At 60.1% G+C, this 14,323-nt stretch carries 10 protein-coding genes and 2 tRNA genes; 5 read left to right on the forward strand and 7 right to left on the reverse strand.

What is annotated here, in order from left to right; genetic code table 11:
- Positions 1 to 7: 7 nt before the first annotated feature.
- Genes sdhA through sdhC form a run of 3 tightly spaced genes read right to left on the reverse strand, consistent with a single transcriptional unit; the run spans position 8 to position 2,502 of the window.
- Positions 8 to 1,780 (reverse strand): succinate dehydrogenase flavoprotein subunit, encoded by a 1,773-nt coding sequence (gene sdhA / locus DOM41_RS16730; protein WP_110687972.1) that lies wholly within the window; start codon positions 1,778 to 1,780, stop codon positions 8 to 10.
- 3 nt (positions 1,781 to 1,783) lie between these two features.
- Positions 1,784 to 2,131 (reverse strand): succinate dehydrogenase, hydrophobic membrane anchor protein, encoded by a 348-nt coding sequence (sdhD, locus tag DOM41_RS16735; RefSeq protein ID WP_110687973.1) that lies wholly within the window; start codon positions 2,129 to 2,131, stop codon positions 1,784 to 1,786.
- Complete coding sequence (gene sdhC, locus DOM41_RS16740) at positions 2,125 to 2,502, reverse strand: succinate dehydrogenase, cytochrome b556 subunit (protein ID WP_110687974.1); 378 nt, start codon at positions 2,500 to 2,502, stop codon at positions 2,125 to 2,127. The genes sdhD and sdhC overlap by 7 nt, the downstream gene beginning before the upstream one ends.
- Before the next feature lie 589 nt (positions 2,503 to 3,091).
- On the opposite strand from sdhC, the gene gltA reads away from it, so the two are divergent.
- Positions 3,092 to 4,378, forward strand: a complete 1,287-nt coding sequence (gltA, locus tag DOM41_RS16745; RefSeq protein ID WP_110687975.1) for a citrate synthase — start codon at positions 3,092 to 3,094, stop codon at positions 4,376 to 4,378.
- A gap of 409 nt (positions 4,379 to 4,787) precedes the next feature.
- On the opposite strand, the gene DOM41_RS16750 is transcribed toward gltA, so the two are convergent.
- The 3 genes from DOM41_RS16750 to gltX form a co-directional block, all read right to left on the reverse strand.
- Positions 4,788 to 4,863: transfer RNA gene (locus tag DOM41_RS16750), tRNA-Glu, on the reverse strand.
- A 28-nt stretch (positions 4,864 to 4,891) separates the two neighbouring features.
- Positions 4,892 to 4,967 (reverse strand) — tRNA-Ala (locus DOM41_RS16755).
- Between the two features lie 102 nt (positions 4,968 to 5,069).
- Complete coding sequence (gene gltX, locus DOM41_RS16760) at positions 5,070 to 6,548, reverse strand: glutamate--tRNA ligase (protein WP_110687976.1); 1,479 nt, start codon at positions 6,546 to 6,548, stop codon at positions 5,070 to 5,072.
- Between the two features lie 209 nt (positions 6,549 to 6,757).
- Between gltX and DOM41_RS16765 the strand changes: the two genes are divergently transcribed.
- The gene (locus DOM41_RS16765) at positions 6,758 to 7,369 is read left to right on the forward strand and encodes a helix-turn-helix domain-containing protein (protein WP_110687977.1); all 612 of its coding nucleotides are present in this window, start codon (positions 6,758 to 6,760) and stop codon (positions 7,367 to 7,369) included.
- Between the two features lie 535 nt (positions 7,370 to 7,904).
- Here DOM41_RS16765 and DOM41_RS16775 read toward each other — a convergent pair.
- Positions 7,905 to 9,098 carry an MFS transporter gene (locus tag DOM41_RS16775; protein ID WP_245391891.1) on the reverse strand — a complete coding sequence of 398 codons (1,194 nt, stop codon included), beginning with the start codon at positions 9,096 to 9,098 and terminating at the stop codon, positions 7,905 to 7,907.
- 456 nt (positions 9,099 to 9,554) lie between these two features.
- Between DOM41_RS16775 and DOM41_RS16780 the strand changes: the two genes are divergently transcribed.
- The 3 genes from DOM41_RS16780 (at position 9,555) to putA (ending at position 14,140) form a co-directional block, all read left to right on the forward strand.
- Complete coding sequence (locus DOM41_RS16780; protein ID WP_110687979.1) at positions 9,555 to 9,926, forward strand: hypothetical protein; 372 nt, start codon at positions 9,555 to 9,557, stop codon at positions 9,924 to 9,926.
- A 31-nt stretch (positions 9,927 to 9,957) separates the two neighbouring features.
- Positions 9,958 to 10,728 (forward strand): helix-turn-helix domain-containing protein, encoded by a 771-nt coding sequence (locus DOM41_RS16785; RefSeq protein WP_110687980.1) that lies wholly within the window; start codon positions 9,958 to 9,960, stop codon positions 10,726 to 10,728.
- A 223-nt stretch (positions 10,729 to 10,951) separates the two neighbouring features.
- On the forward strand, positions 10,952 to 14,140 hold the full coding sequence (putA, locus tag DOM41_RS16790) for a bifunctional proline dehydrogenase/L-glutamate gamma-semialdehyde dehydrogenase PutA (protein ID WP_110687981.1): 3,189 nt from the start codon (positions 10,952 to 10,954) through the stop codon (positions 14,138 to 14,140).
- Positions 14,141 to 14,323 lie beyond the last annotated feature (183 nt).

A 14,323-nucleotide genomic window follows, 5' to 3' on the forward strand; every position in this document is an offset into this window, starting at 1 on the left:
AACCCCCTTAGTAGGTGCGAATTTTCGGCTCGAAGGTATCGACCGTCTTCGGCGTGAAATTCACTTCACGCTTGGTCACCGTCTTGTTGGTCGGGTGGAAGAGCGAGTGCTTGAGCCAATTGACGTCGTCACGATCCGGATAATCGTAGCGCGAGTGTGCACCGCGGCTCTCCTTGCGCTCCAGCGCCGCGATGGCGGTCGCTTCGGCGACTTCGAGCAGATTGTCGAGTTCGAGCGCCTCGACCCTGGCCGTGTTGAACGCGTTGGACTTGTCACCGAGGTGCGCATTGCCGATACGCTCACGCAGTTCGGCGAGCTTGCTCACCCCTTCCTGCATGTTGTCTTCCTGACGGAAAACGCCGAACGCGTTCTGCATGGTGCTCTGCAGCTCCGCGCGAAGATCGGCGACCGACTCACCCCCGTTGGATTCGTTCCAGCGCGACATGCGAGCCATGGCACGATCGACGTCGGACTGCGAGGCTTCAAGATACTCCACGCCTTCGTTGAGCGACTTCTCGATATGGATGCCGGCAGCACGACCAAACACGACGAGATCGAGCAAAGAGTTACCGCCGAGGCGGTTGGCGCCGTGCACCGAGACACAAGCCGCTTCACCGCAGGCAAACAAGCCGTTGATGACTCGATCGTTGCCATCGGGATCTTGCGCCAGTGCCTGACCGTCCACGTTAGTGGGGATGCCGCCCATCATGTAGTGACAGGTCGGCGTCACCGGGATCGGCTCTTTGACCGGATCGACATGCGCAAAGGTCTTCGAGAGCTCGACGATGCCCGGCAGACGCTTCATCAACACCTCTTCCCCGAGGTGATCGAGCTTGAGCATCACGTGGTCGCCGTTCTCGCCACAGCCGCGACCCTCGAGCACTTCCATGACCATCGCGCGAGCGACAACGTCACGGCCGGCGAGGTCCTTGGCATTGGGCGCATAACGCTCCATGAAGCGCTCACCATCCTTGTTGATGAGGTAGCCCCCCTCGCCGCGACACCCTTCGGTGACCAGACACCCGGCGCCGTGAATGCCGGTGGGATGAAATTGCCACATCTCCATGTCCTGCATCGGGAAACCCGCACGCAGCGCCATGCCGATACCGTCACCGGTATTAATCAGGGCATTCGTGGTCGAGGCAAAGATTCGGCCTGCACCCCCGGTCGCGAGCACCGTGGCCTTCGCCTTCACATGCGCGATCTCGCCAGTCTCGATACACAGCGCGATACAGCCGACCACGTCGCCGTCGGCGTTGGTCACCAGATCCACCGCATACCACTCGTCAAGGAAGACGGTGTTGTTCTTAAGGTTATTCTGATAGAGCGTGTGCAGCAGGGCATGGCCGGTACGGTCGGCCGCCGCGCAAGTCCGCGCCGCCTGACCACCCTTACCGAAGTCCTTGGACTGACCCCCGAACGGGCGCTGATAGATACGTCCGTTATCGAAGCGCGAGAACGGAAGCCCCATGTGCTCAAGCTCGAAGACGGCTTTCGGCCCCTCTGAGCAGAGATACTCTGCGGCATCCTGGTCGGCAATGTAGTCGCCACCCTTGACGGTGTCGTACATGTGCCAGCGCCAATCATCGTTGGGGTCGGCAGAGCCAATCGCACAGGTGATACCGCCTTGAGCGGAAACGGTGTGCGAACGGGTGGGGAAGACCTTGGACAGCACCGCGGTCTTCTTACCCGACTTGGCCAGTTCGAGTGCGGCTCGCAGACCAGAACCACCACCACCAACGATGATGGCGTCGAAACTCAAGCTACGCATGGTAGACATAGATCAGGCTCCCCAGAGGACTTGGACGCCCCACACCAGAAAGACGAAAATGGCGAAAATGACGACTGCCTGGAAGGCGAACCGCACACCGGTGTGTTTGAGATAGTCAGTGGAAACCGTCCAGAGACCGACCCAGGCGTGAGCGGCCATCGAAATGAAGGCCAGCAGCGAGAAGATACGCATCCAGGTCTGGGAAAAGAGGCCACTCCAGGTGACATAGTCCAGATTAGGATGGAACAACAGGTAAGCGACCATGAACACCGCATAGACTGCCAGCACGACAGCCGAGACCCGCTGAATGAGCCAGTCGGAAAGTCCGCTGCGCCCAAGGTTCGTGATGTTGGTTACCATACCCAGACTCCCGCCAGAATCACTAGAACGGCGCTGATCACGACCGTGATCTGTGCCTTGCGTGTACCCCCTTCGAGGTCGACCCCCATGCCGGCATCCATCAGCAGGTGTTTCACCCCTGCGACGAAGTGGAAACCGAGAGCCGATAGCAGGCCCCAAGCAACAAGCTTCGCCAAGACATTATGGGCCAGGGCATCACTGACGGCGTCGAAGCCCTGCGGCGAGGAAAGGGAAGCATCCAGGGCCCAAAAGCCGAAGATGAGGCCGACGAAGAGAATGACGCCGGTAATACGGTGTGCGATGGAAGTCAGTGCGGGGAGTGGAAAGTGGATGGAGGAAAGATCGAGGTTTACTGGACGTTTGCTATTCACGGCTCTTCAACACTCTCTTGCCCCAAGACGGGCCAAGCCCGTTTGGGCGGTGGTTATAAGAAGCAGGATCTCGGTCGCAGAATCGGAATCGGTGCGGCCCAGGCCGAGCTAACGATGCCATATCGTGTGGGCATTGATTATAGGGTTTGAGCCGCTGCATGACAAACTGCTACAGGCGACGCCAGGTTCCGAGAAGACGAGACGTACCTCCTCTATTTAGCCATTACCTTACCCGTTACCCGGTGCCACCTACCGGCGACAAAGCGCCCCATCGAGCCCTGGGCGGACACCTTCATTGACATGGCGGCAGCCCTAACCTAGAAGACCCACCCCACCTCCCCTCCTTTCATATTCATTGCCGTGGCAGCACAATGCTCCCTCACGGACCCGCAATGTCGACAATCCGGACAGGTCACGCACCGCTGGGCGGTGACGAAGAAAACAACCACTACCACCCACCCCTCTCCCTGCAGGTCAAGGGGGTGCGACGAATTGACAAAGCATGGTGGAAACCTATAGTGGGCAAACTATTTTTGTGCCTACACCACAGCCAAGACAAAGGGTTATGTCACGTTAAGGAGGCCACACAATGGCTGACAGAAAAGCGAAACTCTCGATCGACGGCATCGACGAGCCGATTGAATTCCCGGTCTATCCAAGCACCGTCGGGCCCGATGTCATCGACGTACGCAGCCTCACCGGCGAAGGCTTTTTCACCTACGACCCCGGCTTCGTGGCCACCGCTTCCTGCGAGTCGAGCATCACCTACATCGACGGCGGCGAAGGCGTCCTCCTTCATCGCGGCTACCCCATTGAACAGCTGGCAAAAAACTCCAACTACGTCGAGCTATGTTACCTGCTAATGTTTGGCGAACTCCCCTCCTCCGAAGAGTATGAGGATTTCGAGAGTACGCTGGGTCGGCACACAATGGTCCATGAGCAGATCGTCAACTTCTACAAGGGTTTTCGCCGTGACGCTCACCCCATGGCGATCCTCTGCGGCGTCGTGGGCGGGCTGGCAGCCTTCTACCATGACAATCTCGACATCACTCAGGCCGATCAGCGCCACGTCAGTGCCGTGCGCCTGATCGCCAAGATGCCGACCCTTGCTGCGATGTGTCACAAGTACAATATCGGTCAGCCCTTCATGTACCCGCGGAACGATCTCAGCTACTCAGAGAACTTCCTTCACATGATGTTCGGCAACCCGTGTGAAAACTATGAGGTAAATCCGGTTATCGCCAAGGCGATGGATCGCATTTTCATGCTGCACGCCGATCACGAGCAGAATGCCTCGACGTCAACGGTTCGCCTCGCCGGATCGACAGGCGCCAACCCCTTCGCTTGCATCAGCGCTGGCATCGCGGCGCTTTGGGGACCGGCTCACGGTGGCGCCAACGAGGCGGTGCTCGCCATGCTCGACGAAATCGGCGATGACTCCGAGGAGAACATTCAGCGCTTCATCGACAAAGCCAAGGACAAGGACGACCCGTTCAAGCTAATGGGCTTCGGTCATCGGGTGTACCGCAACTTCGACCCGCGCGCCAAAGTGATGAAGGAGACCTGCGACGAAGTCCTCGGCGAACTCGGCATTGGTGATGATGCTCAGCTACAGATCGCCAAGCGTCTGGAGCAGATCGCCCTGGAAGACGAGTACTTCATCGAACGCAAGCTCTACCCGAACGTCGATTTCTACTCCGGCATCATCCTCAAGGCGATCGGCATTCCCACCAACATGTTCACCGTGATCTTCGCCATGGCGAGGACAGTGGGGTGGATCTCGCACTGGAACGAGATGATTGCCAATGGCTACCGCATCAGCCGCCCACGCCAACTTTACAACGGCCATGACAAGCGAGACTACCCGACGACCTGACTCGCCGATGCAACGCAGCGACTTTACGAGTACCAACCGCCGACATCGCTCGGCGGTTTTTTTCGCCTCTACCACCCAAGCCAAGATTTCCACACTTTCTGTGGATAAACCTGTTAAAAACCTAGCCAATCGGTCACACAAACGGCATGATCACGGGACTTTCAACAGATCGTACATTTTTTGACCAAGTATAAGCTGTTGATTTACATAGAATTAGCGTTGAGGGCAAGGCAATTCAGCAGCTTACGGGGCATCCCCACGAGGTCAGCGCTCAGTGGTGGAAAACAGAAGACAGTGTCAAGCGAAAAACGGCAGACTCAAGCAAGTTATCAACAAGCCAGCAGGGTAAAGCTGGTTCGCTCGAACCGGAATCGCAGAAGGATAAGGGGATAAAGAGGAATAACGGAGATGGCGTCCCATAGGGGGTTCGAACCCCTGTTACCGCCGTGAAAGGGCGGTGTCCTGGACCACTAGACGAATGGGACGCATTAGAACGGATTGCACCGGTTCTTGTGGTGGAGCCTAGCGGGATCGAACCGCTGACCTCGACACTGCCAGTGTCGCGCTCTCCCAGCTGAGCTAAGGCCCCGTCCCAAGAACGGGGCGAAATATACGCCGACCCACCTGACACGTCAAGGTCTTAGCCGTTTTTTACAGCAGTGCCACGTATCAACACTGGGCAATGGCGCACTTAGAGGTCTCGATAACGCTTCTCGAGGCGTTTGGCCTGTTTCTTGGAGGCACCACCCAGCACCTCGATGGCATGACGGAGACGCGCACGTGTCATGTCGGACCCCAGTATCGCCATGGCGTCAAGAACCGAGGTCGAATGGGCACTGCCGGTGATGGCAATAAAGACAGGCGCGAGGAAGCCCTTCATTTTCATCTCTAACTGCTCGGCCAAGGTCTTCACCACTGACAGCAGTTCATCCTTTTCCCACTTGGTCACACTCTCCAGACGCCAGGTCAGAAACTGCAATAGTTCGACGAGCGACTCACGCTCGAGCGCGATACCGTCAAAGCTCTCTTGCCGAATGGCCGGCAGCCCCGAGAAGAAGTGCCCGGCAAGCGGTATCGCCTCTGAGAGCGTTGAAATACGCGGGCGAACCTGGGGCAAGATCTGTGACACGTAGGTGTCGTTGAACGCCCAATCGCGAAGCGCCTGCAGCAAAGCGGCGTCATCGAGATCTTCACGCAGGTAAACGCCGTTTAGCCAGGTGAGCTTCTCCAGATCAAAGACCGGTCCGCCGAGCGAGACGCGCTGGATGTCGAAACTCGACATCATCTCTTCGAGGGTAAACTTCTCCCGGTCATCAGGCATCGACCAACCCATTCGGCCCAGATAATTCGTGACCGCCTGTGGCAGATACCCCATGCGCCGGTAATAGTTGATCGACGTCGGGTTCTTGCGCTTGGAAAGCTTGGACTTGTCCGGATTGCGCAATAGCGGCATGTGACAGAGCCGCGGCATGGGCCAGCCAAAGTACTCGTATAGCAGCTGGTGCTTGGGTGCGGAGTTGATCCACTCCTCCCCTCTCAGCACATCGGTGATACCCATCAGGTAATCGTCAACGACATTCGCCAGGTGGTACGTCGGCATACCGTCGGATTTCAACAAAACCTGCGCATCGATCTGTGCCCACTCGACTTCTATTTGCCCGCGCAGCATGTCCTCGACAACACAGACGCCGGAATCCGGCACCTTCATGCGCACGACGTAGGGCCACTCCTCGCGCTCGCGCCGCGACTGCTCCTCTGGGTCGAGCGCGAGATCCTTTGGCTTCAGCGCCAGATGCTCGCCCGCTTCGCGACGCGATTCGCGAAGGCTCTCAAGCTCCTCGCTGGTGCGGTAGCACTTGAAGGCGAACCCCTTGTCCAGCAACTGCTGGGCATGCTCGGCGTAGATGTCGCCACGTTCACTCTGACGATACGGGCCGTGAGGACCACCGACGTCGGGGCCTTCGTCCCAGTCGAGGCCCAGCCAGCGCAGCGAATCGAGAATCATCTGCTCCGATTCATCGGTCGAACGCTGACGGTCGGTATCCTCGATCCGCAGGATGAACTGCCCCCCGTGCTGGCGGGCGTAGCAGAGGTTGAATAGCGCGATGTAAGCCGTGCCAACGTGAGGATCGCCAGTCGGCGATGGCGCGATACGCGTGCGTACAGTCATGTTTCCTATCCGTTGATGAACGAGCGACCACTATTATACGCGTCGGGCATCGGGCTGCCGATGCCGCAAACTGACACGCCTCGTTAATTCACTGCGCGATCTCGCTTTTTAACCTGAACGCCCCTGCAACCCGAAACATAATTAGGACTCAAAACGCTATGATCGCCAATCGGTAAGCATTCGCATCCCCACCCAGGCGAGATTTTCGGATGGACGGGCTAGGACCAAGAATCAAACAGCTTCGGCTGCAAGCGGGACTGAGCAAAGCTGCGCTGGCGCGTCGTGTCGGCGTCTCGGATGTCACCATTTCCTACTGGGAATCGGGCACCATCAAGCAGATCGGTCATGAGCGACTGGTCTCTTTGACCTCGGCACTCGATTGCTCGCTGAGAGAACTGCTCGACGAAGACGCCATGAACGCGATCGCCGGCACGCCGTCTCAGGCGGGTTGCCAGGTACTATCGCTAAAAGCGGATCGTCCCGCACCTTGGGAACGAGGTGAGAGCAGTGACGGAGAGCTTTCTACCGCTCAGCTCCTGATGGAAAACAGTCAGATGGTGACCCCGGCTGAGGGAGAGGTCTTCGACTTCCTGGTCGAAGGTGATCTCGCTGCCATCTCTCCCACCGAGAACTTCCAGCAGGACGGTCTCTACCTGATCGAGCGCGAGGGCAGTCTGGCCATTCAGTACCTGGAGCGCCTGGCGTCCGGACGCATGCGCGTCAGTGGTGAACAGCTCGACGGCGCGAGTGTCGAGAACATTCGTAACCCACCGTTTCGCGTTCTCGGTCAGGTACGGGCGCGCTGGCGCCGTCAAACCTGAGCCATTATCGCTTCGTCATTGGCTAGCGAGCCGGCTGTCGACGGCATTACCCACTATCGACGCTGGCGACCTACTGTTGACGGTCTTTGTCGGCGACACTGTGGACGACTCCCCTCTATGGGCCGTCAGTCTACGAGCCGCCGGCAAGCGCCCCCTCCCCCAGCGATAAAATGATCGCGCACGCAATGTGTCCACACTCAAGCAGGATGCCGCGAACGGGCTCGCAGGCTGCCAGCTTGCGACAGCCTGATTGGATCCCGGTCAATGAGACACTCACGATGCCCTGGGCGCTGTTGTCAGCGTCGAATGCGAACGCCACCCACGCGAAGCGTCTCAACACCCGCTTTCGAGCGCTGACATCACGCCGCCAACACTGGCCTATCACGCCAAGTAGGCCTGCGACGAGAGCGCCCTCGGCGTCGCGTCTGACACTGAAAACCAGGCGGGTGCCTGGCTTTTGAATTGACTGTCTGGCTATCCGGGACGGCCTGCAAGACAGGCGACGCTACCTTCAGGCAGTCCGATTCAACGGGCACTACTTCTTGGCCTTTGGTTCCAGCCAGCGCGCCCACCAGTAGATCAGCAAACCACCCAGTGCCATCGCCGTTCCAACGTAGCCTGTGGACGTCCAGCCGAACCCGGCCGTAATGGCCATGCCCCCAAGCCAAGGCCCCAGGGCGTTGGCAACGTTGAAAGCCGCATGGTTGGAAGCCGCAGCCATCGTTTGCGCGTCCTTCGCCACATCCATCAAGCGAATCTGAAGGGCCGGTGATAGCGCCACCATGCTACCCACCGTCATGACCGACAGCACGACACTCCATACCGAGTTCGCCGCCAAGGGAAAAAGAAACAGGATCAAAGCGCTGAACCCGAGAATCCAGCCAACCGAGCGGAACTGAAGCTTGTCGAATAGCCAGCCACCAATGATGTTGCCAGCAATCGCCCCGATACCGAATGCCGCCAGCACTAACGGTACCCAGTGCTCGGCGATGCCTGTCACGTTGATCAACGTCGGCGCGAGATAGCTGAAGACACTGAACATGCCGGCGAAACCGATAGCGCCAATACCCAGAGTCAACCAGACCTGTCGTCGCCCCAGCGCCGCGAGCTCCGTGAGCGGCTTGGAGCGCACCTCTTGCCGATTCACCGGTAGATAGAGCGCCACCATGACGACCGTGGCGATGCCGATCGCGCCGACCAGCCCGAAGGCGTAGCGCCAATCCAGTAGCTGACCCAGCCAGGTCGCCAGCGGATTGCCCACCAGCATTGCCGTGGTGATCCCCAGCATGACTCGACTGACCGCCTTCGCCCGCTTGTGAGGTGGCACCATCGATGCCGCCACCAGCGCGGCCACGCCGAAATAGGCGCCATGAGGTAGCCCGGAGATGAACCGGAAGGCCATGAGCGAGTAGTACTCGGGCGCGATGGCACTGGCGAAGTTGCCTACTGCGAAGAAGATCATCAGCAGTAGCAGCAGCTGACGTCGATAGAGATAGGAGCCAAAAATGGCGATGAGCGGTGCGCCGACGACCACACCGAGCGCATAGGCACTGATGAGATGTCCGACCTGCGTCTCGCCGACGCCCAGTCCACGCGCCACGTCCGGCATCAATCCCATGATCGCGAATTCACCGGTACCGATCGCAAACCCACCGACGGCCAGGGCGAGTTCGATCAGCAAGGCGACGCGCGCAGAGGGGCGTACCTCAGTTTCCACAGCTTCCGCCACATCCCTCTCCTACTTTGGTCTATGCCACTCAGAGCCCACATTATTCACACGCTCGCCGGCATTGGGAACCTTATGCGTCGCTGAGGCAGAAGATGGCATCGAAGCCTCTTCGAAATCGCGATGAACTTATCGCCGTTGCTGGACTCATAGAGGGTATGGAATTCAACGTCATCGCGTCGTCTTCCTAGCTTATTGTTAGCGATCGTTCTCGCCGCGCTCCTTGCGCGGCGATTTTTTGTCCGCTCGACGCTGACGCCGACCGCGCGCCAACGATGACGCCTCATGCCTTGCCGTGGGGTACTTCACGCTCAGCCGGCAACGGCCTCCTCCAACTTCATTTCCTAGATCCGCTCAGGCGTCATCGCTGGCTCCGCGCCAGACCCCGGGGCGACTGCGCAGGCACTGCGTCGCGTGCTACCATCCACGAATTGCCGCCCGCGTTGTTGGAGAGCGCCCGTGCTGCTTTACCTGCTCGTTTTTGCCGTCTGCCTACTCATCACGCTGTTTACCGTGATCGCCCTAATGGTGTCGCGAACGCCACGCTATCGCACGCAGGCGAGCGATCTACTGGCCCTCTTCGACGATGTGCTCTCCAATCGCGCCAGCGAAGCCCAGTGGCACACCCTCATCGGCTACCCTATTCGCCACGACCCCTATCTCGAAAACCTGCGACGCCGCTGCCAGCATCTGATGGAACAATACGGCAGGCCCTGGCAGGTCGCGCAGGGTGGCTCTCTCCTCTCCCGCGATGGCCGCGACGAGCTGCTGGGGCTGCGCGATCACCTGGCCGCGCACACCGCGCTGACGCCGGGGGAGTATCGCGCATGACGCTTGCTCGGCAGTGAATCATGAGTCCCTTATGATCGACAGCATTCGCCAGACGCCGCTGGACACCACGGTGAATCACCATCAGCACAACCACCATCAGATCGTGATCGGGCTGACGGGGTACGCCGAATTCGAAATCGCCCAGCAAAGCGGCATAATCGCCCCCCTCACCGGCTGCCTCGTGCCGGCAAACGTCGAGCACTACTATCAAGGGCTGGGAGAAAACCGTCAGCTGATTATCGACCTCGACGATGAGGCGGAGTCGCTCACAGGCGCCCACCGGCCACTACGTCGCCTATTCGATCGCCCCGGCTACTTTTCACTGGACGATACACTGACGCACTACCTGCAATTTCTGGTCCAGGAAAGCACACGACCTCACCACACGCCGAACGGACTTTTGGTCGCGACGCTACTCAGCGCGCTTCAGACGCGCATCGACACGCGTCAGCCGCAGGACATGCGCTCTCCTCGGCGCATTCGCGCGCTGGATATCGCGCGCCTGGAACGTTACGTTCAGGCCCATCTGCATCGCCGGATTCAGGTCGCCGATCTGGCTCGGCTTGTCTGTCTGAGCGAAGCACACTTCAGCGCACGCTTTCGCGAACAGACCGGCCTCACGCCCTATCAGTTCGTTTTGCGGCAGCGTCTGTCGACCGCGCGTGGCCTGATCGTCGCCAATGAGCTGGATCTGGCCGGGGTCGCTGAACGTGCCGGTTTCGCCAGCCAGAGCGCATTGAGCCATGCTTTCAGACGGCATTACGGTCACCCCCCGATCGCCCTTCGCGAGAGCCTTCGTTAGTCCTCCTGGTTAGGGCGATTCGCGTCCTCGTATCCAATTCCTGTAAGCCCGACCGCAATTTCTGACATCGCCAACCCGGGAATTTGGCAAGCGCGGCGCCGAGGTTTCACGCTAGAGTCGAGGTAACGCCAGTTTCCTTCATTTCGGCCGAGGCGGTGCTGAACTGCAGACTTCTCATGCGGTGCACGGTATCTCTCGAGCCTGTCATTTACAGGGTTGCCCCATGCTTAAAGCCGATCAGATGCTTGATACTTCCACGTGGCAGACCTCGCTCGAGACGCTGTTTGCCCGTATCAGTGAACATTATATCGTCGATGAACAGGCCTACGTCGACGAACTGATAGCCCTGCTGGGGGCAGGCGATGCGGACTTTGCGCGGATCGGAGACGCCACGGCGGCACTGGTACGCGACGTCCGCGGAATGGACACTGCCGTCGACTCCATCGACGAACTGCTTCAGCAGTACAGCCTCGACACTCAGGAGGGCGTACTGCTGATGTGCCTCGCCGAGGCGCTGCTTCGCGTGCCCGACAAGGCGACTGCCGATGCCCTGATCGACGACAAGCTTGGCGTGGCGGAGTGGAAGAGCTACCTCGGGCAGAGCGAATCCTGGCTGGTCAACGCCTCGACCTGGGGACTGCTGATGACCGGCAACGTGCTCAAGATGGACAAGCCGCGAGATGGCAAGCCAGCGAGCTTCATCAATCGGATGGTCAATCGCATGGGCGAGCCGGTCATCCGCAGCGCCATGTATCAGGCGATGCGGATCATGGGCCAGCAGTTCGTCCTCGGCCGCACCATTGGCGAGGCGCTCAAGCGCTCCAAGCCGCTGTTCGACAAGGGCTACACCTACTCTTACGACATGCTCGGCGAAGCCGCCCGTACCCGCGACGATGCCAATCGCTACTACGAAGACTATGCCGCCGCCATTCGCGAAGTCGGCGATACCAGCCGTCGGCTGGATGCCTCGACACCGGCGCCATCAGTATCGATCAAACTCTCCGCGCTGCACCCGCGCTACGAGTTCGGCCGGCGCGCTCAGGTGCTCGACGAACTCGTCGACACCGTCAAATCGCTGGTCAAACTGGCTCGGGATGGCCACGTCGCGCTGACCATCGATGCCGAGGAAGTCGACCGACTGGAGATTTCACTCGAGGTCTTCCGCGCCGTCTTCGAAAGTGATGTATGTACCGGCTGGGGACACTTCGGCCTGGTCGTACAGGCCTACTCCACCCGCTGTCTGCCGGTGCTGCACTACATCAATCGGCTCGCCGACGAACAGGGGGACGAGATTCCGCTGCGTCTCGTTAAAGGCGCGTACTGGGACAGTGAGATCAAGGAGTCCCAGCAGCTCGGCGTCGATGGCTACCCCGTCTACACGCGCAAGGCCTGCACGGACGTGGCCTATCTTGCCTGCGCCCGCTTTCTGCTCTGCGACGAGACCCAAGGTCGTATCTTCCCGCAGTTCGCCACGCACAACGCCCACACCATTAGCCAGATTCTCGAGTTCGCCAACCGGACCCATCGTCACTTCGAATTTCAGCGGCTGCATGGCATGGGCGAGGCGCTCTACGACGCCGCCCTGCAACGCGCGCCGACGGGCACCTACTGCCGAATCTACGCTCCGGTTGGCGCGCACAAGGATCTACTGCCCTACCTGGTTCGCCGCTTGCTGGAGAACGGCGCCAACTCTTCTTTCGTCCACCAACTGGTCGACCCGAGAGTGCCGGTGGAATCGCTTTGCGTGCATCCGGTCGAGACGCTGCGCCAGGTCGACGGACACGCCAACCCGAAAATTCCGTTGCCGCGGGACATCTATGGCCCGGCACGGCGCAACTCGAAAGGCGTCAACCTCAATGTGGACAGCCAGTATCGTCCGCTGATGGCGCGAATGGCGGAGTTCATGGAGCAGGAGTACACGGCGAAGCCGCTGCTCGCCTTCGAGGTATCCGACGATACCGACAGCCTCCAGCGTGTGCTGTCCCCCTACGACCGTCGCCAGGTCGTGGGCCAGGTCCAGTGGGCAAGCGCCGAGCAGACCGAGCAGGCCATCGGCAGTGCCTGGAAAGCCTTCCCCGAATGGCGAGACACGTCGGTGGAAACTCGCGCGACGATTCTCGAGCGGCATGCCGATCTGATGGAGGAGAATCTCGCCGAGCTGATGGCGCTCTGCTCCCGCGAGGGCGGCAAGTTACTCACCGACGGCGTCGACGAAATTCGTGAAGCCGTCGACTTCTGCCGCTATTACGCCGCCCGGGCACGAGAGCTGTTCGACGCGCCCACCCCGCTGCCCGGCCCGACGGGCGAGTCCAATGAGCTATCGATGAGTGGCAAAGGCGTCTTCGCCGCGATCAGCCCGTGGAACTTCCCCGTCGCGATCTTCACCGGCCAGATCGTGGCCGCGGCGGTCGCCGGCAACACCGTGCTCGCCAAGCCCGCCGAGCAGACCTCGCTGATCGCGCACCGAGTGATCGAACTCCTCCACGAAGCCGGCATGCCTCGTGAGGTCGTCCAACTGCTGCCCGGTGACGGTGCCACCGTCGGCAGCGTGCTGAGCAGTGACTCTCGCATCACCGGCATGGTGTTCACCGGCTCCACCGATACCGCGCAGATCATCAACCGCTCGCTCGCGGCGCGGGACAATGCCCCGCTGCCGACGCTGATTGCCGAGACCGGGGGTCTCAATGCGATGATCGTCGACTCCACTGCCCTGCCGGAGCAGGTGGTAGCCGACGTCGTCCACTCGGCCTTCCAGAGCGCAGGACAGCGCTGTTCGGCACTTCGCGTACTTTATCTCCAGGAGGACATCGCCGATCGTGTCATCAAGATTCTCGATGGAGCGATGAAGGAGCTGCGCATTGGCGATCCGCGGGATCTGGGGACCGACGTCGGACCGGTGATTGACGAAGAGGCGCGCGACGGTCTGCTCGCGCATGCCGAACGCCTGACGGCGGAAGGTCGCCTGGTGGCGAAGACCGAGCTCGACGAGCCCCAGACCCGGCACGGAACGTTCGTTGCGCCGATGGCGTTCCGGATCGACGGCATCGATGCCTTGGAGCGCGAGCAATTCGGCCCGATTCTGCACATTGTTCGCTATCGCGCCGACGAGCTCGAGAGCGTGATCGACACGATCAATGCCAAGGGATACGGCCTGACCTTCGGCGTCCACAGTCGGAACGAAAGCTTCACGCGCCACGTCGCCGCACGGCTTCAGGTCGGCAACGTCTACGTCAATCGCAACATCATCGGTGCCGTGGTCGGCGTACAGCCCTTCGGCGGCCAGGGCTTCTCAGGCACCGGCCCCAAAGCGGGCGGCCCGCATTACCTGCTACGGTTCGCGACGGAGAAGACCTGTACAATCAACACAGCCGCGCTCGGCGGAAACGCTACGCTGCTGGCGATGGGAGACTGATGTCAGGGCGCAAACGGCGACAATGCACCGCAGCACCGCAGGACGCTTTCGATGTTTGAAAACGACACACGCACGAGCCTCGTGCTCGTAACTTCACGACTCCCATTCCCGGCCGTGCTTGATGCGGCTGGGGTGCCGACCCAGGGTTCGTCAAAGCAGCCTCCGAACCAATAACAGAAACTG

This window comes from Salinicola aestuarinus (assembly GCF_003206645.1).
In the GTDB taxonomy this organism is placed as follows: Bacteria; Pseudomonadota; Gammaproteobacteria; order Pseudomonadales; family Halomonadaceae; genus Salinicola; species Salinicola aestuarinus.

Bases quoted from the DNA above. Each gene is read 5' to 3' on its own strand.
- sdhA (WP_110687972.1), bottom strand. From the start codon at position 1,780: ATGTCTACCATGCGTAGCTTGAGTTTCGACGCCATCATCGTTGGTGGT.
- sdhD (WP_110687973.1), bottom strand. From the start codon at position 2,131: ATGGTAACCAACATCACGAACCTTGGGCGCAGCGGACTTTCCGACTGG.
- gltA (WP_110687975.1), top strand. From the start codon at position 3,092: ATGGCTGACAGAAAAGCGAAACTCTCGATCGACGGCATCGACGAGCCG.
- gltX (WP_110687976.1), bottom strand. From the start codon at position 6,548: ATGACTGTACGCACGCGTATCGCGCCATCGCCGACTGGCGATCCTCAC.
- DOM41_RS16765 (WP_110687977.1), top strand. From the start codon at position 6,758: ATGGACGGGCTAGGACCAAGAATCAAACAGCTTCGGCTGCAAGCGGGA.
- DOM41_RS16785 (WP_110687980.1), top strand. From the start codon at position 9,958: ATGATCGACAGCATTCGCCAGACGCCGCTGGACACCACGGTGAATCAC.
- putA (WP_110687981.1), top strand. From the start codon at position 10,952: ATGCTTAAAGCCGATCAGATGCTTGATACTTCCACGTGGCAGACCTCG.